The 19,750-nt window shown below is 43.1% G+C and carries 21 protein-coding genes; 3 read left to right on the top strand and 18 right to left on the bottom strand.

Annotated elements, in window-relative coordinates; genetic code table 11:
* Positions 1-92: 92 nt before the first annotated feature.
* From NTZ93_04685 to NTZ93_04645, 9 genes are all read right to left on the bottom strand, one after another.
* Positions 93-1,166, bottom strand: a complete 1,074-nt coding sequence (locus NTZ93_04685) for an IMP dehydrogenase (protein MCX6817133.1) — start codon at positions 1,164-1,166, stop codon at positions 93-95.
* A gap of 4 nt (positions 1,167-1,170) precedes the next feature.
* Positions 1,171-2,058 carry a ribose-phosphate pyrophosphokinase gene (locus tag NTZ93_04680; GenBank protein MCX6817132.1) on the bottom strand — a complete coding sequence of 296 codons (888 nt, stop codon included), beginning with the start codon at positions 2,056-2,058 and terminating at the stop codon, positions 1,171-1,173.
* A 2-nt stretch (positions 2,059-2,060) separates the two neighbouring features.
* On the bottom strand, positions 2,061-2,900 hold the full coding sequence (locus NTZ93_04675; GenBank protein MCX6817131.1) for a hypothetical protein: 840 nt from the start codon (positions 2,898-2,900) through the stop codon (positions 2,061-2,063).
* Entirely contained in the window at positions 2,897-3,637 is a 741-nt protein-coding gene (gene pyrF / locus NTZ93_04670) for an orotidine-5'-phosphate decarboxylase (GenBank protein ID MCX6817130.1), read from the bottom strand. The genes NTZ93_04675 and pyrF overlap by 4 nt, the downstream gene beginning before the upstream one ends.
* Positions 3,634-4,263 (bottom strand): phosphoribosyltransferase family protein, encoded by a 630-nt coding sequence (locus NTZ93_04665; GenBank protein ID MCX6817129.1) that lies wholly within the window; start codon positions 4,261-4,263, stop codon positions 3,634-3,636. Before NTZ93_04665 ends, pyrF begins: the two co-directional genes overlap by 4 nt.
* Entirely contained in the window at positions 4,256-5,176 is a 921-nt protein-coding gene (locus tag NTZ93_04660) for a dihydroorotate dehydrogenase (GenBank protein ID MCX6817128.1), read from the bottom strand. The genes NTZ93_04665 and NTZ93_04660 overlap by 8 nt, the downstream gene beginning before the upstream one ends.
* Positions 5,164-6,606, bottom strand: coding sequence for a hypothetical protein (locus NTZ93_04655; protein ID MCX6817127.1), 1,443 nt, complete (start codon positions 6,604-6,606; stop codon positions 5,164-5,166). The genes NTZ93_04660 and NTZ93_04655 overlap by 13 nt, the downstream gene beginning before the upstream one ends.
* 131 nt (positions 6,607-6,737) lie before the next feature.
* Positions 6,738-6,917 carry a hypothetical protein gene (locus NTZ93_04650; GenBank protein MCX6817126.1) on the bottom strand — a complete coding sequence of 60 codons (180 nt, stop codon included), beginning with the start codon at positions 6,915-6,917 and terminating at the stop codon, positions 6,738-6,740.
* A gap of 15 nt (positions 6,918-6,932) precedes the next feature.
* Positions 6,933-7,721, bottom strand: a complete 789-nt coding sequence (locus NTZ93_04645) for a nucleoside phosphorylase (protein ID MCX6817125.1) — start codon at positions 7,719-7,721, stop codon at positions 6,933-6,935.
* Positions 7,722-7,747: 26 nt separating this feature from the next.
* On the opposite strand from NTZ93_04645, the gene NTZ93_04640 reads away from it, so the two are divergent.
* A complete protein-coding gene (locus NTZ93_04640; protein MCX6817124.1) occupies positions 7,748-7,972 on the top strand; it encodes a hypothetical protein in 225 nt (74 codons plus the stop codon).
* On the opposite strand, the gene NTZ93_04635 is transcribed toward NTZ93_04640, so the two are convergent.
* The 6 genes from NTZ93_04635 to topA all read right to left on the bottom strand — a co-directional run bounded on the left by NTZ93_04635 (position 7,944) and on the right by topA (position 15,349).
* Entirely contained in the window at positions 7,944-8,387 is a 444-nt protein-coding gene (locus NTZ93_04635) for a cytidine deaminase (protein ID MCX6817123.1), read from the bottom strand. The genes NTZ93_04640 and NTZ93_04635 overlap by 29 nt on opposite strands.
* Positions 8,350-8,988, bottom strand: coding sequence for a dTMP kinase (gene tmk / locus NTZ93_04630; GenBank protein MCX6817122.1), 639 nt, complete (start codon positions 8,986-8,988; stop codon positions 8,350-8,352). Before tmk ends, NTZ93_04635 begins: the two co-directional genes overlap by 38 nt.
* A complete protein-coding gene (locus NTZ93_04625) occupies positions 8,985-10,325 on the bottom strand; it encodes a deoxynucleoside kinase (protein ID MCX6817121.1) in 1,341 nt (446 codons plus the stop codon). Before NTZ93_04625 ends, tmk begins: the two co-directional genes overlap by 4 nt.
* Positions 10,322-12,493: an adenosylcobalamin-dependent ribonucleoside-diphosphate reductase gene (locus NTZ93_04620; GenBank protein ID MCX6817120.1), complete on the bottom strand. Its 2,172-nt coding sequence runs from the start codon at positions 12,491-12,493 to the stop codon at positions 10,322-10,324. The genes NTZ93_04625 and NTZ93_04620 overlap by 4 nt, the downstream gene beginning before the upstream one ends.
* A gap of 97 nt (positions 12,494-12,590) precedes the next feature.
* On the bottom strand, positions 12,591-13,382 hold the full coding sequence (locus NTZ93_04615; protein ID MCX6817119.1) for a hypothetical protein: 792 nt from the start codon (positions 13,380-13,382) through the stop codon (positions 12,591-12,593).
* 41 nt (positions 13,383-13,423) lie between these two features.
* Positions 13,424-15,349, bottom strand: coding sequence for a type I DNA topoisomerase (gene topA, locus NTZ93_04610; GenBank protein MCX6817118.1), 1,926 nt, complete (start codon positions 15,347-15,349; stop codon positions 13,424-13,426).
* 21 nt (positions 15,350-15,370) lie between these two features.
* Here topA and NTZ93_04605 point away from each other — a divergent pair, with 21 nt between their 5' ends.
* Positions 15,371-16,156, top strand: coding sequence for a hypothetical protein (locus tag NTZ93_04605; GenBank protein ID MCX6817117.1), 786 nt, complete (start codon positions 15,371-15,373; stop codon positions 16,154-16,156).
* Here NTZ93_04605 and dprA read toward each other — a convergent pair.
* Complete coding sequence (gene dprA / locus NTZ93_04600; GenBank protein ID MCX6817116.1) at positions 16,143-17,009, bottom strand: DNA-processing protein DprA; 867 nt, start codon at positions 17,007-17,009, stop codon at positions 16,143-16,145. The two genes, NTZ93_04605 and dprA, sit on opposite strands and share 14 nt — an antisense overlap.
* A 3-nt stretch (positions 17,010-17,012) precedes the next feature.
* The gene (locus tag NTZ93_04595; protein ID MCX6817115.1) at positions 17,013-18,434 is read right to left on the bottom strand and encodes a penicillin-binding transpeptidase domain-containing protein; all 1,422 of its coding nucleotides are present in this window, start codon (positions 18,432-18,434) and stop codon (positions 17,013-17,015) included.
* A gap of 28 nt (positions 18,435-18,462) precedes the next feature.
* Between NTZ93_04595 and NTZ93_04590 the strand changes: the two genes are divergently transcribed.
* The gene (locus NTZ93_04590; GenBank protein MCX6817114.1) at positions 18,463-18,705 is read left to right on the top strand and encodes a hypothetical protein; all 243 of its coding nucleotides are present in this window, start codon (positions 18,463-18,465) and stop codon (positions 18,703-18,705) included.
* On the opposite strand, the gene NTZ93_04585 is transcribed toward NTZ93_04590, so the two are convergent.
* Positions 18,680-19,726 carry a rod shape-determining protein gene (locus NTZ93_04585; GenBank protein ID MCX6817113.1) on the bottom strand — a complete coding sequence of 349 codons (1,047 nt, stop codon included), beginning with the start codon at positions 19,724-19,726 and terminating at the stop codon, positions 18,680-18,682. The two genes, NTZ93_04590 and NTZ93_04585, sit on opposite strands and share 26 nt — an antisense overlap.
* Positions 19,727-19,750 lie beyond the last annotated feature (24 nt).

Below are 19,750 nucleotides of genomic sequence, written 5' to 3'. Positions count from 1 at the left end.
TTTTACCTCCTTTCTGCCCCTTGTCCGCCTTTGGCAGAAAAAAAATAGGGCTTCCTTAGCCCTAATCTACTTCCAAAATAATCGATTATTTTTTACCTGTCAAGCAGCAAAATGCTGTGCGGCCGGGATTCATACACGCCGGCGCGGGAAATCCGGATGAACTTGGCCTTTTGCCGCAATTCTTTTAAGTTTTTTGCTCCCAGGTAGGCTAAACCTGATCTTAACCCGCCGACTAACTGGTAAACAAAATCTTCCAGCTTGCCTTTGTATTCTACTAATCCCTCCACCCCCTCCGCCACCAGGATTTTATCGGTTTTTTTCTGACCATAACGTTCGGCACTCCCTTGCTTCATCGCTCCAACCGAACCCATTCCCCGGTAAGTTTTATATTTTTTACCTTGATAAGTGACTAATTTCCCCGGCGCCGCGTCAGTCCCGGCTAATAAAGAACCCAGCATCACTGCAGCCGCTCCGGCCGCCAAAGCTTTCACCAGATCTCCGCTGGTACGGATACCGCCGTCGGCAATAATGCTTTTTTTATATTTTTTAGCCGCTTTGGCCCCAGCCACAATCGCTGACAACTGCGGCACTCCCATGCCGGACATAATTCTGGTGGTGCAGATCGAACCCGGCCCCATCCCTACTTTGACTGCCGCCGCGCCGGCTTTAAATAAATCATCAGCGCCTTCATAAGTAGCCACATTGCCGGCAATTACTTCCACTCCGGAGTGGAATATTTTTATCTTTTTAATTGCCTCAATAACGTGTTTCGTGTGGCCGTGGGCCGAATCCACACAAATCTCCTTCACCCCGGCTTTAATTAAAGCCGCCACTCTATCTTTAAAATCCACCCCTACCCCAACCGCCGCTCCTGCTTTTACCCCTGCTTTTAAAACCAATTTTAATTCGCCCACTTGTTTTTCGATTGATAAGTTACGATGGATAATGCCGTACCCGCCGATTTTACCTAAACGGAGGGCCATCGCTGATTCGCAAACTGTGTCCATCGGTGAGGCTAAAATCGGAATTGGCAATTTAATTTTTTCTGTTAACTTAGTTGTTGTATCCGTTTTTGAAGGCGTCACTTCCGAATAATTCGGCAGCAATAACACATCGTCAAACGTCAACCACTCGCTTTGATTATTTAAATTAATGACTTTGTTCATCAAATCAGTTTCTAATTTCTTTAGCAATCATTTCCGCCACACTCACCACCGTTAGTTTTTTTGATCGTGCTTTTGGCTCGACCGTATCCGTCACCACTAAGTTGGTAATCCCGCTTTGGTCTAACTTTTCCTGCACTCCCGGCAAATACAAATGGTGCGTCGCGGCCACGGCAATCGACGCCACGTTTTGGGTTTTTAAAAATTTAGCCGCTTCGATTAAAGTGCTGCCGGTAGCAATCATGTCATCTTTAATGAGAATTTTCTTACCGGCCACGCTCCGGCTGATGCCTCTAACCGTGACTTTGCCGGTATTTAAATCTCTTTTTTTCTTAATGTAGGCCACATGTGCCTTTAAATCATAAGCAAACCGCTTGGAGGAATTACGGGCTCCTTCATCCGGCGCCACCACGACCGTATTTTGATCGACTTTATTTTTAAAATACTCCCGAAAAACTCTTCTGCCGGACAAATTAATTACTTTAGTTTTGAAAAATCTGGCAATCTCCGGTTTGTGTAAATCATAAGTAATTATTTTTGTTAACTGTGTTACTTCTAACATTTTAGCGACCACCTGAGCTGATAACGGCTCGCCCGGCCGGAAAGCTTTATCCTGTTTGGAATAACCCATCCAGGGAATCACCGCAATAATTTTATTAACCCCTTTTCTTTTTAAAGCATCGCAAATCAAGCAAAATTGCATCAAATGGTTGTCTGTCCGATGCGACAAAGACTGCACCACCACGGCTCGCTTGCCCACATTTTTTTCTGTCACCCACACTCTGATTTCGTCATTCGGAAACTTAGATAATTCAATTTTTCCCAGTCTCGTTTTTAACGCTTTAGCTAACCTGGCTGCCAATAACTTATTTGAAGTGCCGGAAAAAACCAACATATCTACTGTTTATACCACTTGGGTAGGAAGTGACGCAATAAGTGCCCGGCATCGGCGACCGCCCTCTGGCCGGTTAAATAATACATTTCATTTAATTCGTTCGCTTCACCCACACTTGTAAAACTACTTTTAATCCCCATATCGGCTAATGTTTTTCTGGTAAAAATCAATCCTTGCCGGGTACAGCTGATTGACCGATGGTTAATTTTCGCTACGGCTAGGCCTTTGGCCTGAGCCGCCACAATAAAAGCCAGCCCGGAAGCTCCGGAGGCCGGATTAACAAAATCGCTTAAAAGAATTTCCCGGCTTGAGATTTGTTTTAGCTTAGGGATATCCCGCCACTGAACCGTGACCGACAAATTTGTGTCCGGCTCGGCAACAAGATGTGTTCGCTTAGTCACTACCCGCTGCTCATTCTCAATCACCGCATCTCTGTCTACCCCTAAAACCAGTCTGGTTGTTACTAATCCGGCCCGCTCTAAACTAACAGGTATTCCCACCGGTTTATATTTATCCAGCATTCTGTAACCAGCTTGAGCCAAATTAAAGTATTCCCGGCAAAAACCAACATCGTCATATTTAGTCGCGTCGCTGATTACCTGTTGGGCCAACTCATTAATCTTATCCATTAATTTTCTGGCTTCGTCAAAATCATGTTCCAAAATCACCACTCCATCTTTAGGCAAATCCGCCTCGCTTTTACCAATTAAACTGACAAACGAATCCCCGAATTTAACTAAATGATCAACTTTCGTCGAGCCGTGAAAATCTTTCGGATATTTTATTAATTTGGCAACATCCAGTTTTTCTTTTGGTTTAGCGCTGACAATTTTGTATTTCATTGGCGGTATTGATTAATTCTATCTCTTAATTTTTGCGCTTCCAAGCGGGGATTTTCACTAAAAATTATCCCGCGCGAAGAATTAATAATCATACCGGCTTTCTGACGGTTTAATCCGGCTTTAACCGTCTTTTCGACATCCCCGCCCTGCTCCCCGATTCCCGGCACTAATAGCGTCATTTCCCCCGCAATTTTTCTGATTTTGGCTAATTCTTCCGGATAAGTCGCCCCCGCCACTAACAAACAGTTGTTATTTTTATTCCAATCATTGACCACATTTCTGGCAACTTTTTCCCAAACTAAGTCCTGGAATTCACCACTACCCGGATTAGAAGTTTTACATAAAATGATAATCCCCTTATCCGCTCGGTCTAAAAACGGCTGGAGCGCTTCCCGGCCAAAATACGGGTTAACCGTCACCGCATCAAATCCTAAATCATCAAAAATTGACTTGACGTATCCCTCGTTAGTATTACCGATATCCGCCCGCTTGGCATCAGCAATTACTACCACTCCGGAGTGGAATGTTTTTATATATTCCACTGTTTTTTTTAAATTTTCCCAGCCTCTGATTCCCAACGCTTCGTAAAAAGCAAAATTAGGCTTATAAGCACACACCAAATCATGGGTTTGGTCAATAATTTTCTGGTTAAACTCCCATTCTCCCTGGTCCAACCCTACGCAAAGAAGTGAATTATTTTTGGCAACAATTTTGTCCAGCTTGTCCTGAAAGTTCATTTTCCCGCTTTCTTTTTTAAATATTCCCGGCCATGACCAAGGGTAGTATTAACCGGCATTTTAGCTTTACACATCGGGCAGAATTTTTCCTCATAAGCATCGGCACTGAAAATTCCTAAAGAAGTAAACGGTGCTCCGATTACTTTTGCCGTTACATTTTTAGGGTCACGATTCACCATCACGCAAACTCCCACCACTTCCCCCCCCAAAGCCTTCACGCTATCCACGGTCTTTTTTACCGAACCGCCAGTCGTCGTAAAGTCCTCCACCACTAAGACTTTTCTATTCTTAACCAACTGATCATAACCTCGCCGAAAAATTTGATTGTTTTGTTCATCTTTTTCACTATACCCGCCTAAAATTTCTTTTCTTTTTAATTTAGTTAAGTGGTAAGCCGTCCACTGGGATAAGATTATTCCCCCCATGGCTGGCCCGATCACGGCATCAATTTCTTTATCTTTATATTTTTGAGCAATCATCTTTCCCACGCGCGAAACTTCTTTTGTATGCGGATACAACGCATCTTTATTTAAATATTTACTGCTGTGTTTTCCGGAAGTTAAAACAATATGGCTGTCAGTCGTAATTGCCTTAGTTCTTTTTAAAATTGTTAATATTTTACTCATGGACACCTCCAATAATTTCTGCTAATTTATTAATTTTATTATCCTCCATATATTTAACCAAATCAGCTTTAATTTTTTCATAAACCTCAAAACCGTGGCGGTACATGGCTGAACCGACGCCGACTAACGTCGCTCCGGCCAGCATCATTTCCACTACATCACGAGCCTTCTCCACTCCGCCCATACCGATAATCGGCAACTTAACTGATTTATAAATTTCCCAAACGCATTTAACCGCCACTGGCCGGATTCCCGGACCGGACACACCGCCGATTAAATTGCCCAACATCGGCTTTCTGGTTTTAATATCAATCACCATGCCCGGACCAACCGTATTAATCGCGCAAATCGCATCCGCACCGCTTGCCTCCGCTGCCTTAGCCACTTCGCCGATATTGATCACATTCGGTGACAACTTAGCAATTAATTTAACTTTTGCGCCAACTGTTTTTTTAACCGCTTTGACTGCCGCAGTTGTTGAATCAACCCCCATTCCCAAAGGTTGACCCATTTCGTTCACCGCATTCGGACAAGATAAGTTTAATTCTAAAAACTGGGGTTTAATCACCAAAGCTTTTTTAGCTAACTCAGCAAACTCGCTGGTTTTGACACTGAAAATGCTGACAATTACCGGCACCGGACAAACTTTAATAAACTCACCCGCCAATTCTATTCCCTTATCAATCCCCGGATTTCTTAAACCGACTGAGTTTAAAATCCCAGATTCATATTTGATTACCCGCGGCATTGGGTTTCCTTCCCGTTTTTCACGGGTTAAAGATTTTAACGTCACCCCGCCCACCCCGGCTTTTACGGCCACCATGTGGCCGGGAATCTCCTGTAGAATCCCCGACGGCAATACTAATGGATTAGGAAAACTAACGCCTAAAAAATTAACTTTTAGTGTCGGCATAGATTTTCTAACACTAGCTTAGCCATTGGCATATCGGTTATCAAGGATATTCCCGCTTCGGCCGAGGCCCGGCGGATCAGCTTACCATCAGTTAACTCGTCCGACTTTCCTTGAGGGATATTAATCACTAAGTCAAACACCCGACGGGTTAATAAATCGCCGATGTTCGGCTTTTGGCCGATCGCCGAAATTTTATGCACCATGGCAGTTTTAATTCCTTTAGTTTTCAAAAATTCATGCGTTTTTTGGGTCGCATAAAGGGTAAAATTTTTATTTAATTTGGCAATATAAGGCAAAAGTTTCTTTTTGTCGCTTAATTTACCGATCGTTAACAGCAGCTGTTTTTTATCAATACTGTACAGCGCTGCCTGTCCATAGCGCTTTTCGTGCCAATCCTGTGACTGCTTATTAAGCTGGGAAAACAAGGAAACATTCCTAATATCTTTTTCCCCGAAAATATACTGCATTACGCGTTCATTACCGATACCATAACCGGCATGAGGATTCGTCCCCTGACCTTTAATAATCTTTAAATACCAGCCAAAGTCTGCATAAACCCCACCCCGTTGTAAATGCAGCCGGTACATCGTTGATGTCAGTAAGCGCTGGTTTAGTTTATTAAAATCATGTTCCCGCACTGCCGAACCGGTCGCTTCACCGCTATGGGGCAGGATTAAATCGGCCGACAAAACCACCCGCGGATCTTTATTCGATACCTTCATGTTGAAAAACTTAATTTCTTTGGGATAACGCATGATAAACACCGGCAATTCTGAACCTTTTTTGTTTAGTAATTTCACCACCATTTGTTCGTGATCAGCTTTTAAGTCATCGCCAAACTTTAATTTATTAAAACCGTGTTTATTTAACAGCTTAACCGCCTCTTCGTAATTAATTCTTAAAAAATTAACTTTGGCGGCCTGCTCCAACTTGAGAATATCCCGGTCATAGAACTTTTTAAGAATTGTTTTATTGTCTTTTAGAACCGCTTTAATCATCCCCTGAATCGCTTTTTGGATATGCTGTAAAAGCGCCTCAAACATTTTTTCTTCATCGTAATTTTTTCTGGTCATTCCTGCCAAAGTGCAGTCAAACTCTTCTTCCGTCAGGCGAAATTGTCTTAGATGCCGTTCGTCTTCCACTTCTTCATCCCGGCCGGAATGAATCACCGTAAAAGCCCCGTGAAACGATTGCAAGGCCTGCTCTAAAGAAAGCTGGCCGGTTTGGGTAAAAAACAAAGGAATATCTAAGCGGTTACCGACCTTAAATAAAGTATCCACATTCTCGCAGGCGCCGGTAATACCCACAATTTCCGGCACATCCACATAAGTTAGCCCGGTTTTTTGATAGTTTTCCCTGGCCCCATTATTCAAGCTGGCATTAATCTTGGTTAAATTGGCAAAATGGTCGTTAAAGTTTATTTTTTTCATACTTGTCCGCCTTTGGCGGAAAAAAATCCCGCTCTCGCGGGGTTACCTCCTGTTAATTTTATGATAAAAAAACTCCCAGAATTATGTTTCATAGCTCTGGGATTTAACAATACTAAAATTAATTTTTCTTGTCAAGCGGGAATTAATTTATCTGCTTGTCCAAGATTCCCGTCACTAACTTTTACTGTTTTATAAACTTGAGCCGTCTCTTCTGACATCCCTGTGCTTCCCGAAACCGTCCCGGGTAAATCAGATTTTAATTCAGGATCAATTCTGTCTCTTTTAATTTCCGGCAATCTATCAGGAAACATACTTAATTATTTAAACTATTTATATTTTATTTGCAAGAGCCTAATTGCTTCACTGGCCACTAAGGCTGCCGATTGTTCCATTTCATCGGTAATTTTAAACTGATTATGAACCCTGTCAGCCACCACCACACAAACCATGCCCGCGCTGATACCGAACACTGACGCTAACGTTAACAAACACCCGCCTTCCATCTCAAAGTTTTTCACTCTCGCTTTTTGCATATCTTTAAAAATATTCTCTTTATGGCTAGGCAAATAATCATTAAATCCCGACCGCCCCTGCCCACAATAAAATGTATCGGTCGAAGCGGTAATGCCAACATGATATTTAACCTTTAATTTTTTGGAAGCTTTAATTAAAGCTTCCACCACCCGATAATCCGCTACGGCCGGATATTCCGGAATCACATAATCTTTCGACGCCCCGTCCAATCGCACCGCCCCGGTCGTAATCACTAAATCACCCGGATACATCTCCGGCTGTAAACTGCCGCACGTCCCCACCCGAATCACTGTCTTAGTACCAATTCTTACCAACTCTTCCAAGGCAATCGCCAATGCCGGCGAGCCGATCCCGCTGGAAACACAGGCCAACTTTACCCCGTGATACTCACCTTTGTAAGTCACATACTGCCGGTAATCAGCCACAAACTGATTTTTATCCCACAAAGAGGCGATTTTCACGACCCGTTTCGGATCTCCCGGCATCAACACAAAAGGCGGAATATCCCCGGCTTTTAACCGGATATGATACTGCAAACCTTTTTCGGTCGGTTTTTCCGCCGAACTTGACTTAAAGCTCATAATAAGAGTATAGTCTAAAAAAGTCTATGCCACAAATTCCAGAATGGGCCGCTAATCTAGCAGTAACAATTTTTAACAAAAGCGCCTTTAAAGCCACTGAATTAATCGGACAACAGCAATTAGCTAATGGTACGCCTTTGGCACCTGGAGCATCAAAAGTTGCCCTTAAGCAATTATTGGAAGCAAAAAAACTAATGATCACTCCTGAAGGCAAAATCGATATTACTCTATCCCCAGCGAAGTCGGCGTAAACGCTTCCGGCAACATTTTTTTCAAACTCGTTATTTTTAAAATTTTACCTTTTAAATTCCCGCTGATAATTTCACAATCATCACAATGTTCGGCTATTCTCTGCCGGCAACGGCCGCAGGACATACCGCCGTTCTTAGTCACTATCGCTACCGCTTTAATAAATTTCCGGCCGTATTTTTTCACCATACCTTCGCTGACTGCCTTAGAAATTAAACTTGACTCGGCACAATCAGTCAAACCATAAGAACAAACTTCCACATTACAGGAGGAAAAAATCTCGCCGCCAACAGTTAATAACGCCGCCCCGACCTGATACTTGGAATACGGCGCGTAAAAATTCTTCGACGCTTCAATCGCTTGTTTAATTAATTCTGGTTTATAATCTCGAGCAAAGTCGAGAGATAATTTCTTCATGAATTTTTTGCGCTGATAAAAGTTGATTATTTTTATCCAGGGAATTAATTATCTGCCATTTTTTTCTTTTTGCCAACTGCTGATAAATTTCAAACGCCTGACGCTGGTGTTCCAAGTCTTTCTCTGCTTCATCTTTCTCCCGTTTCCGGCCGCTGATTAACTGGCTGGTAACTTGAGCCGGCATCTTTAACCAAAACACCTCGTCCGCCTTCGGCAATCCGTACCATTGATCTTCCAACCTTTCAATCCAATTAATTATTTTCTCCCTTTCTTTTCCTTTTAATTTCGCCCCCTGGTGGGCTTGGCTGGAGCCGGTATACCGATCAATTAAAACCGTCTTGCCCGCTTTCAGCCAATTATTAATCATTCTCTTTGCCAATAATCTGTCAGTCGCGAAGAGCCACGCCACCCAGTACGGACTGATTTCTTTCCCCCATTTTTGATGCAAAATAAAATGGATTATTTTCCCGAAAAAACAATCATAGCGGGGAAAATCCAACTTTTCGACCTTAACTTTTTTGCTCTTTAAATAATTAAAGAGCATTTGTACCTGGGTCGATTTCCCCGAACCGTCGATGCCCTCAAAAACAATCAAACTCATAATTTCCACCCTAAATGTTTTAAGGTTTTTACTACCCTTTCCGTTAATTCATTTTGGGCTTTTCCATTCTTTGAATAATTAAAGTGGTCAGTATCAATCATTAATACATTAATATAATCCGTCCCTAAAACCCAAATCCGATTAACCGCTTTCATTAATAAAAAGTATTTGCTGGCCACCCGCTCAAATTTTCTTTTCGTCTTTTTCGCCCGGTTAATTAACACTTCATCGCTGGCCGTTAAATAAATTAATAAATCCGGCGCCGGCGCCTTTAACCAATTAAAGGTATTAAAATATTTAATATACTCGGCAAAATGCTTCCCCGACATCCGTTTCAAAAGCGTATTGGTAAAAGCATAGCCAAAATCCATTTCCGGATGCACATCTTGAATCCAAATTGAGTTTTTATCCGCCTTCCACAACTGTTCATGTTTTCTTTTAATAAACCATTTTTGCGACTGTAATAATCCCCTGGACGGATCACTGTAACTTTTCTTTAAATACGGGTTATTCGGCCAATCTTCCAATGACAGTTCCACCGGCAATTTTAATTTTTTAAAACCTTCAGCTAAAACCTGGGCCGCCGTGGTTTTGCCGATCCGCATGCTATCTGAACCGATTTCAATTCTGGGGTAACGCCGCTTTATCTCTAAAGGCCGTCTTTGGTAAGGCAAAGAAACGGTTTTTAACCACGCCGGTGGCGACTGAATTAATTTACCGTAACTGCTTTCTTTCACCCGCTCAAACCAGCTTAAAGACTGGCCGCCCAGTTGCTGCAACTCTTCATAATGATCTTCACAGCTCGCCCCATAAAGACTGGCCGCACCCACCACCAGTTGCTTTTCTTTTTTGAATTTAGCGTATGTGTATTTGGCTCGTTTCTCACATCTAAGGCCATTCTTAAAATAATCACAATGAGCAAACCCTTCCACTACTTCATCCGCCAAAGACAATAGTTGCGGCGTAGCGCCGAACGGCCGCCTCTCAGAATCCAGTAATAGTCCGGCAGCATAAACATCAACCTGATGACTTAAAAGTTCTTTTACCACCCCTACTAGCTGTTCATCAAAAAAATTAACTTCGTCAATCAACACTTTAACCGTTTTTTTATTTAACGCTTTTTTAAGAATTAAGTCCGGTTGCCGGCTATCAATAAAACTTGCCGCTACTTCTCGACCATGATGGCTCTTTAATACCGCTCTATTAGTGTAACGTTTGTCTAAGGTCGGCTTAAAAGCCACCACCCCTTTCCCTTTACCGTATTGTCGGATTAACCAACTGGTTTTATCTGACCACATCGGCCCAAACCTAACCACTAATTGTCCTCTTGATTTCATAAACTGCAAACAGAGAAAGCACAATTGGGACAGGTCGCACACCCTTCTGTTTTTAACATTTTAGTCCCGCACTGGGGACATTTTTCTGATTTCTGATTTCTCGTTAATCTTTCATCATTAATCTTTAATCTTTTGCTGTATCCAACGTTTAGTACTTGTTCTTTCCGGCTTTGGTCCCGGTAAACCGTGATTCCCTTGCACCCCAACTCCCAAGCTAATATGTAAGCTTTAACCACATCTTCAATCCGCGCGTCACTACGCATATTAATTGTTTTAGACACGGCATTATCTGTATATTTTTGCCAGGCCGCCTGCATTTTAATATGATCTTCAAATTCCAACTCATGTGCCGTTAAAAATATTTTTTTAATTTTTTCAGGGATTTCTTTAATTAATTGAAGTGTACCATTATTACTAATTTGATCAATTAAACCATTGCTCATATCTAATCCCTCTGTTCTTAATTTAGCTAATAAATCTTTATTGATTTCCGGTAATCGAACCCCACCCAAAGCCTCTTTATAAAAAGCGTTGGCAAAATGCGGTTCTATTCCGTAACTGCAATTCGCCAGCATGGAAATTGATCCGGTCGGAGCAATCGTAATTAAAGTCGCATTTCTAAAAGATTTAAAACTTCGCTTTGGCCAAATACTCGTTTCAAAATTTGGAAAACTGCCTTTTTCTTTACCTAAACTTTCGGAAACTTGCCAAGTAGTCTCTTGAATAAACTTCATTAATTTCCCCGCCAGCCTTAAAGCCTCCTGACTATTATAAGGAATGTTCAATTTCGCCAGCATATCCGCCCAACCCATCACTCCTAAACCGATTTTACGGTTAGCTCTCACCACTTGCTCAACTTTCTTTAAAGGATACTTACAAATTGATACGACGTTGTCTAACAGCCTAACGCCAACCTCGACTGTTTCTTTTAATTTAGACCAGTCCACCCCACGAATCCGCCGGCTGGTCGGAGAAGTGGGGTCAACCTTTACGTGCCTTGCCAAATTTACACTCCCTAAATTACAGGCCTCATAAGCCAACAACGGTTGTTCACCGCATAAATTGACTGCTTCCAAAACTCCAGCCTGAGGCGTCGGGTTATCCCGGTTAATCCTATCCAGAAAAATCATTCCCGGATCACCGTTTTTCCACGCATAAGAGGCAGCTAGTTCAAAAATTGAGCGGGCCGAAACCTTGTTAGCTACAGTACCGGTATGCGGATTAATCAGATTCCAAGGCCTGTCTTTCTTAACCGCCACCATAAATTTATCAGTAATACCCAGAGAAAAATTAATATTATTTAACTGCCCTTCGTCTTCTTTACAGGTAATAAATTCCAAAATATCCGGATGAGTAATGTGCAAAATCACCATGTTGCCGCTGCGCCGACCCCCGGCCTGCTGTAAAATCTCACTGGCTTCGTTGATAATTCTCATAAAAGCCACCGGCCCAGCCGCTTTACCGGAAGTCCCGGCAACCTTATCTCCCTTGGGGCGGATATGGGAAAAAGAAAAACCGACACCGCCGCCGTTTTTTTTCAAAATCGACGATTCTTTAATACTCTCAAAAATGCCTTCCACCGAATCAGGCATCGGCATCACAAAGCAGTTAGCCAGTTGATTATTAGTCGTTCCGGCATTAGCTAAAGTTCGGCCGCCCGGCAAAAACCTTAAACTGCTCATTATTTCCAAAAATTTATCCTCCCAAAATGCCCGCTTTTTCTCTGTTTTCTCCGCTTTTGCCAACGCTTTAGCCACCCTCTTGAAACAACCCTTCGGAGTTTCATTTTTTAATAAATACTTATTCTTCATCACCAAAATCGAGTTGTAAGGCAGTCCGATATCGTCAATGACCCCCAAACCTTTTTCCGCTTTGGCCTCCTGGCGCTGTTTCTCTCTGGCGATAATAAACGCCCGGGCCACATCGTAAAGCTTTTGATCAATTAACACCCGCTCGACCACATCGCCGATTTCATCCGTGCCTAAAATCTTTTCCTTCTCAAATTTTTGCTTTAATTCTTCTCTGACCAGTTGACCGATTTTGGAAGCTTTGATTTGATCCTCTTTATTAATATTCTGTTGCGCCCGAAAAATTGAGTGGCTAATTTTACTGGCGACATAAACCTGGATTTCTCCGCTTCTTTTTTTCACCTGCCAATCATTTTCCATATTCTTGACCAATATCCCAAAAAATTTCCCTTTCTTCAACCAGAACTTACTATATCAAACTAAACCTACAGGGATTATCCTTGAAGGTGATTTTAGTTTAGGCTAATTTTTTGGCACCGGCACACGCCCAGGCTACCTCTAATTCCTCCGTCAATATCCCTAAAGTCTGATCTGTCTGTGCCTTATCTTTAAACCAACTGAAAATCTCTCCTCTCCTGTTGTCATCTTGTTCTCTGGCAAAGTCAAAGGTGTTCCGCTTAATAAAGCCAAACCTTATTCCCCACTGAACTCCAGTTTTAATGGGAATATTTTCTTCACGGCATAACTTCAGGCCGGCTTTAAAACACCCAGCCACCACCAAATAGGGATACGGGTCCATGAACCTGGCAATTTTTTCTGCCTGGGACTGATCATGTCTGATTCCTGCTAACCCCATTTCTCCTGCCAGACTATCTATTGTCCCGCCAAGCGCCTGACTGCCGTAACCGCCAATCAGTCCTTGAACAACCGGTTGACCCTCTTCCCATTGCTTATGCAAATTTATCTCTACCTCCCTTAAGCTGGCTTTCGCCTTTGTACCAAGAAACTCCCAGATTAACGGCTGCCATTCCTTATCAACCCCTTCCCACTTATTAACGTTGCGGTCAATAAAGCCCTGAGTGATAATTTCTTGTCGCAGACTGTCTGACGGCATATCCCATTCCTGCCGCAATTTAGCGGCAATACGATACATGAAATTTTTCCAGCCCGGACGTTCATAAAAAGCCAAAAGTTTTAGCCGCTTTCTAGAATCAGTCACGTTTCTATATTCCCTCACTGTTGAATTAACGTCCCAAAAATCACTAACACCAACTCCAAGTTTTTTTGCTATTTCCGGCAACGACGGCATAAAAAATCTTTCCAGGCAGGAGATTTCTAAATTAAGCCATATTATACAATAACTGCCTGCGAGGAGACTCCTTGCAGGCTCTTTGGTTTATTCCAACTCATCCACTTGCACTTGGGGTAATTTCCACAGCCGTAAAACTGTTTTCCCCGCCGGGTTTTCCTGACCACCACCTCGCCGCCGCACTCGGGACATTTCACTCCCTGAATAATTTCTTTGTACTGTTTAGTGTATTTGCATTCCGGAAACCGCGAACAGCTGAAAAACTTGCCAAACCTGCCGGTGCGGATAACCACGTCACCTTCTTTGCACTCAGGACACTTTTCCCCCGTTGTCTCCACCTCAATTTTGGCTCTTTTGGCTTTTTCTTTAACTTTAATTAGATTACTGTCAAAATCTGAATAAAAGTTTTTGAGTAATTCTTGTGAACTTTGTTTACCCTGGGCGATTTCATCCAAATCCCCTTCCATTTTGGCCGTAAATTCATAGTCCATAATCTTCGGGAAATATTCCATTAAAAATTTCGTCACCGTCGTACCAATACTCGTCGGTATTAATTTCTGTTCCTTTTTCTCCACGTAAAATCTGTCCTGAATGGTTGACAGAATCGGCGCATAGGTAGATGGCCGGCCAATCCCTTTTTGCTCCAACACTTTGATTAAACTCGCCTCAGTGTATCTGGCCGGCGGTTGAGTCAGTTTTTGTTCTGACAAAACCTTAATTAAATCTAATTGATCTCTCTGTTTTAACTCCGGTAATTTTAAATCTTTAATCATTAATCTTTTATCAACTTTCCACCAACCATCAAACACTAACCGCTCGCCTTCGGCTTTTAATTCGTAGTCAGCTGCGCTAACGGTTACTGTCGTCTTTTCCACAAGCACCGGCTTCATCTGACAAGCCACAAATCTTTCCCAGATTAAACGGTACAATCGGTTCGCTGACTGGTCCTCCACTATTTCTCTTGTCATATCCGTCGGCCGGATGGCTTCGTGCGCCCCCTGGACATTCTTGGAACCGCTTTTATAACCAATCGGCTTTTCCGGTAAATATTCTCCCCCAAATTTTTTCCCGATAAAATCCCTAGCCTTACCGACTGCTTCCATGGCCAAATTAACACTGTCTGTCCGGTGGTAAGTAATTAAGCCTTGTTCATATAACTGCTGTGCCTGACGCATGGTTTTTTTGGCACTCCACTTCAGCCGATTTCCTGCTGACCGCTGCAGGGTTGAAGTGATAAATGGCGGCAACGGCCACTGCCTAACTTCTTTAGTTTCCACATTTTTCACCTGATAGCTAGCTTTAGCCAAAACCGCGGCCGCCGCTTTAGCCTTCATCTCATCCGTAATTTTATTTAAATAAGCCTCAAACTCTTCTTTGTCTTTGCCTAAGACTGCCCCCACCACCCAAAAAGCCTCCGGCTTAAACACCTTAATTTCTTCCTCCCGCTCGACAATCAACCGCACGGCTACGCTTTGCACCCGGCCGGCCGACAGCCCCCTGCGCACCTTCTGCCATAAAATCGGCGACAGTTTATAACCCACCAATCTGTCTAAAATTCTTCGGCCCAGCTGGGCATCCACCAACTTTAAATCCACCTCGCCCGGATTTTTTAACGCCGCTTCAATCGCTGTTTTGGTAATCTCATGAAACACAATTCGCGAGAACTTATTTTTTCCTTTAAGCAAATATTGCACATGCCAGGCGATCGCTTCTCCTTCCCGGTCCGGATCGGTTGCCAAAATCACCCTGTCAGACTTTTTCGCCAGCTCTTTTAATTTTTTTACCACCGCTGTTTTCCCCTTGACAATCACATATTCCGGTTTAAAATCATGCTCCACATCCACCCCTAAATTTTTCTGGGGCAAATCCCGCACGTGCCCCATCGAGGCCTCAATCGTAAACTCCCCGCCTAAAAACTTAGCCAGTGTCCGCGCCTTAGTCGGTGACTCCACCACAATCAATTTCATATTTGATATACTATAAATAGTATGGACAAGTTTAAGCAAGTCCTAATAATTTTAATCTGTCTGTCAAGTTTAACCTCTGCTTTCCTCTTTTATCAAAACCTCCAGCTGCAAAAACAAATCGCCGTTTTGCAATCACCCGTTTCTCTTCTCGTTAAACCTTCTCCCAGCCCCTCGCTCGACCCCACAGCCGACTGGAAAAAATATACTAACTCCTCCAACCAATTCTCATTTAAATATCCCTCGGAATATACCGTGACAAGCCAGCCGACTTTTACGACAATCAAAACTAATGTCGAAAGTTTCATGGTTTCCGATACTGATACCCCGGAAAAATTTAACTATTATATTCAAATATCCCTCGATCCGCAGAGTAATTTTGATACCTGGACCAAATACGAAAGTACTCAATCTTTAGGTACGGAAAAAATCAACGGATATAATTTTGAAAAATACATTGTGGCAGACATGTACCTTACTTTAAATTATATTTATAAGGATCCCAACGGTTTAATATATAGATTTATGCTCGGACCATATGACAACATAAAAACACCAAATGATTTAACGATAAAGTTTGACCAGATTCTCTCCACCTTTAAATTTACTGAATCAGAAAAAGCGGTTTGTAAACCTACCTACGAGGTGATACAAACCCCCGAATTATCTGCTGAACAAACCTATTCCCAGGAATGTCTTAATAAAGACAATGAAAGTGACTGTCTTAAGGTAGATATTTACAATCTTTCTCAAAAAGATTTTTCAAAACCGGATGGGATTCCGGACTGCAAATGGACTAAATCAAATTAAGCTCTTCCAAAATATCCTCTACTTTCGTTACCAACTTTGCCCCTTGTTGAATGAGTTGCGCCGGCCCTTCAGATTGCGGACTACCAATCGGTCCAGGCACACAAAACACCTCGCGGCCGTAATCGGCCGCAAAATTGGCGGTAATTTTTGTTCCGGATTTTTCTCCACCCTCAATCACTAATGTCCCCAAACTTAATCCGGCCATAATTCTGTCTCTTTGAGGGAAATTAGTTTTGCTGATAGGAAAATTCAGCGGGTATTCTGTCACTAAGGCACCCCCCTTAGCCACAATTTCCTCGGACAAAGGCCGATTTTCAGGCGGGTAAACCCGTTCTAACCCATGACCTAAAACGGCCACAGTTTTCCCGCCCCAGACCAAACAATTTCGGTGGACTAAGCCGTCGATTCCCCGGGCCAAACCGGAAATAATTACCAATTTATTTTTGACCAAATCTTGCACTAATTTTTGTACCGCCTGACAGCCGTAAGTCGTCGGTTGCCGGGTCCCCACGACCGCCAAACTAGGTTGGTTTAAAACTTCAATCTGTCCTTTAACAAATAAAACAAATGGCGGAGAATCAATCTCTTTTAATAATTTTGGGTATCTTTTATCTTCAATCGTAATAACTTTAATCAAACTCTTTGCCAACACCTCCATCTCTTTATCCAAGTCCCTTTTTTGCCAATTCTTAGCCATTTCTGGTTTAATCCCTAATTTTATCCAACCTGTTGAATTCGCCTCATAAATTTTTTTGATTGAGCCAAAATACTGCCTTAATAACTTTAACCGTTTTATTCCCAAACCCCTGAATCCGCTTAATCCCACCCAATATTTGAGCTCATTTTGATCCATTCTTTACTGCCTTTCAAACCAATAGCTTAACAGATCTTTGGCCACCGGCGCCGCCTGATATGACCCTTCACCCGCTCCTTCCAGTAACACCGTCACCGTAATTTGAGGTTTGTCTATAGGTGCAAAACCCGTAAACCAAGCGTGCGTCTGGGCTGGTTCCGATTTAACGCCAGGCCCAAACTCCGCCGTCCCGGTTTTTCCCGCCACTTTAACTTTGTAATCAAAAAACGGCCAGGCTGTCCCCCCGGTCTCGCACACCTGTTTCAACCCTTCCGTCACTAAATTAATCGTCTTTTGACTAATATCTAACTTTTTACAATCAATCCTGTCTTTAGTCAGTGTTGGCCGGCATAAGTTTCCTTTTGCGGCAACTATGCTCATCATTTGGTTAATCTGTAGTGGTGTGGTCAACACATGTCCTTGCCCGATCGCGGTGATAAACGTGTCCCCGGTATACCAATCTTCTTTCATCACTTCTTTTTTCCAGACCGGGTCCGGCATTAACCCTTTGGCTTCACCGGCCAAATCCACCCCCGTCTCCGTTCCGAAACCAAAATACTTGGCCCAATCCGCCATTTTGGCTATCCCTAGTTTTTCTCCCAATTGGTAAAAAAAGACGTCGTTACTCCGCGCTAACGCTTTAACAATATTTATCCATCCTTCTTTTTTCCCGTATTGGGTAAAATACCAGTTAGTGTAACGGTAGGGACCGATGACGATTTCCCCGGTATCCTCAATTTGTGTTTGGCCGTCAATTGCCCCTTCTTCCAAAGCCCCGACAGCCGTAATTACCTTAAAAGTTGAACCCGGCGGATATTCACCCCCTAAGGCTCGATTAAACATCGCTAGATTTTTATCGTTTAAATATTTTCCTAAATTCTTCGGGTCAAACCCGGGACTGGAAACCAACGCCAAAATTTCTCCGGTGTTCGGGTCGCTGACCACCACCGCCCCTCTCCGGTGATTTAATAATTCATAGGCTTTTTTCTGCAAACCGGCATCCAAAGTCGTCTTTAAATCTTCCCCCGTGGTCGGCTCAATTCTTTTTAATTCTCTTAATTCCTGCGCGTTGGCATCCTGCTCCACAATCGAAAAACCGTCAGTTCCTCTTAATTTTTGGTCATACTGCTTTTGCAAGCCAGTCTTACCCACAATTGCCCCCAAATAAAATTGCTCCGCTTCCTGCTCATCTGCTTCGCCCGTATAACCTAAAACATGCCCAGTCGCTTCACTCACTGTTAATTTTTCCCCGTACCGGTCAAAAATTTCTCCTCTTGTTGCCGCTAAAATCTTCTGCTTCACCCGATTTTCATCCGCCAGAATTTGGTAATATTTCCCTTCAAAAATTTGTAAATAAACTAACCGGACTCCCAAAATCCCGGTTGAAAGAATTAACAAACAGTAAAACCAAGTTAATCTGGACATATATTTATCATTATTGTATAACTATTGTATGTCTGTCCGCATTCTTTGGCACTCCCTCGTCTTCATTCTTACCCTAGCTTTAATTTATATTTTATTTCCGATTTTAATTGTCCCATCGAAACTGCCGCCGGTTCAATCCGCCGGCTCGCCCGACGCTCAAATCTACCAACTGGAAGTTCCCCGGCAACCTTCGCTGAAAAACACAATTAGTGACTTGCGCCAACGTCACCAGCAAGGCATGAAACTCATCTTAGCCCCCTTCGCACCCTAAGCTCACTTAAAAGTTTTCCATCCGCCAAAAGCTTGGCACAGCCTTTCACCACCGCATCCTGAGGTTCTTCCGCCACCCAAACCGGCATTTTGGTAATTTCCGTCACCACCTTGTCAATACCATAAAGTTTGCTCCCGCCCCCGGCCATAATAATCCCGTGTTTTAAAATATCTGCCACCAGCTCCGGCGGTGTTTCTTCAATTGTCTGAGCAATGGCCCCAATAATTTCCTGAACTACCGGCGCGATGGTTTCCCGAACTTCACTGCTTTTTAATTTTAACGACCGCGGTAAGCCTTTTTCCATATCCCGGCCGCGCACCACAAAACTTTTTTCTTTTTCAAAGGGGATTGCCGAACCAATGTTAATCTTCACATCTTCCGCCGTTGTCTCTCCCAGTAACATCCCGTGTTTTAGCCGGACCGACTTAATAATGGCTTCATTCATTTCTTCCCCGGCCAAACGCAGTGATTTATTAAGCACAATTCCGTTTAACGAAATCACGGCAATTTCTGTCGTGCCGCCGCCAATGTCCACAATTAACCGTCCTTCCGCCCGGTCAATTTTTAAACCCACGCCGATCGCCGATGCCAACGGTTCTTCCACCAACAATGCTTCTCGGGCGCCGGCGGACAACGCCGCCTCCTGCACCGCCCGCTTTTCTACTTCAGTCACTCCGGCCGGAATACCGATTAATACTTTCGGCCGCGCCAACTTAGGCATCAAACCCACGTGCTGGTGGATTTCCTCAAAATAGTGCTTCAGCATTTCCCGGGTAGCATCGAAATCGGCAATTACCCCGTCTTCCAAAGGCTTAATTACCTCAATCCCTGCCGGATTTTTCCCTAACATTTTTTTGGCTTCAGAACCCACTGCTAATAATTCTTTGGTTTTTTTTCTTTTGGCAATCACCGTCGGTTCCCTCACCACCACCCCTTTACCTAACACCAAAATCACTGTGTTCGCCGTCCCTAAATCAATCGCTAAATCATAACTGAAAAGTCCGAACAATTTATCTAACATGAATTTTATTCTATCATGTTATAC

It is taken from the genome of Candidatus Beckwithbacteria bacterium (assembly GCA_026397255.1).
Lineage (GTDB): Bacteria > Patescibacteriota > Microgenomatia > UBA1400 > CG1-02-47-37 > JAPLVF01.
This window is presented reverse-complemented; position numbering and strand designations above follow the sequence as displayed.

Coding starts and splice junctions, on each gene's coding strand:
- tmk (MCX6817122.1), bottom strand. CDS start 8,988: ATGAGTTTGATTGTTTTTGAGGGCATCGACGGTTCGGGGAAATCGACC.
- NTZ93_04655 (MCX6817127.1), bottom strand. CDS start 6,606: ATGAAAAAAATAAACTTTAACGACCATTTTGCCAATTTAACCAAGATT.
- NTZ93_04590 (MCX6817114.1), top strand. CDS start 18,463: ATGTCTGTCCGCATTCTTTGGCACTCCCTCGTCTTCATTCTTACCCTA.
- NTZ93_04585 (MCX6817113.1), bottom strand. CDS start 19,726: ATGTTAGATAAATTGTTCGGACTTTTCAGTTATGATTTAGCGATTGAT.
- NTZ93_04645 (MCX6817125.1), bottom strand. CDS start 7,721: ATGAGCTTTAAGTCAAGTTCGGCGGAAAAACCGACCGAAAAAGGTTTG.
- NTZ93_04625 (MCX6817121.1), bottom strand. CDS start 10,325: ATGAAATCAAGAGGACAATTAGTGGTTAGGTTTGGGCCGATGTGGTCA.
- NTZ93_04650 (MCX6817126.1), bottom strand. CDS start 6,917: ATGTTTCCTGATAGATTGCCGGAAATTAAAAGAGACAGAATTGATCCT.
- NTZ93_04615 (MCX6817119.1), bottom strand. CDS start 13,382: ATGCCGTCGTTGCCGGAAATAGCAAAAAAACTTGGAGTTGGTGTTAGT.
- topA (MCX6817118.1), bottom strand. CDS start 15,349: ATGAAATTGATTGTGGTGGAGTCACCGACTAAGGCGCGGACACTGGCT.
- NTZ93_04660 (MCX6817128.1), bottom strand. CDS start 5,176: ATGCCGACACTAAAAGTTAATTTTTTAGGCGTTAGTTTTCCTAATCCA.
- NTZ93_04640 (MCX6817124.1), top strand. CDS start 7,748: ATGCCACAAATTCCAGAATGGGCCGCTAATCTAGCAGTAACAATTTTT.
- NTZ93_04635 (MCX6817123.1), bottom strand. CDS start 8,387: ATGAAGAAATTATCTCTCGACTTTGCTCGAGATTATAAACCAGAATTA.
- dprA (MCX6817116.1), bottom strand. CDS start 17,009: ATGGATCAAAATGAGCTCAAATATTGGGTGGGATTAAGCGGATTCAGG.
- NTZ93_04595 (MCX6817115.1), bottom strand. CDS start 18,434: ATGTCCAGATTAACTTGGTTTTACTGTTTGTTAATTCTTTCAACCGGG.
- NTZ93_04680 (MCX6817132.1), bottom strand. CDS start 2,058: ATGTTGGTTTTTTCCGGCACTTCAAATAAGTTATTGGCAGCCAGGTTA.
- NTZ93_04665 (MCX6817129.1), bottom strand. CDS start 4,263: ATGAGTAAAATATTAACAATTTTAAAAAGAACTAAGGCAATTACGACT.
- NTZ93_04620 (MCX6817120.1), bottom strand. CDS start 12,493: ATGGAAAATGATTGGCAGGTGAAAAAAAGAAGCGGAGAAATCCAGGTT.
- NTZ93_04685 (MCX6817133.1), bottom strand. CDS start 1,166: ATGAACAAAGTCATTAATTTAAATAATCAAAGCGAGTGGTTGACGTTT.
- NTZ93_04675 (MCX6817131.1), bottom strand. CDS start 2,900: ATGAAATACAAAATTGTCAGCGCTAAACCAAAAGAAAAACTGGATGTT.
- NTZ93_04605 (MCX6817117.1), top strand. CDS start 15,371: ATGGACAAGTTTAAGCAAGTCCTAATAATTTTAATCTGTCTGTCAAGT.
- pyrF (MCX6817130.1), bottom strand. CDS start 3,637: ATGAACTTTCAGGACAAGCTGGACAAAATTGTTGCCAAAAATAATTCA.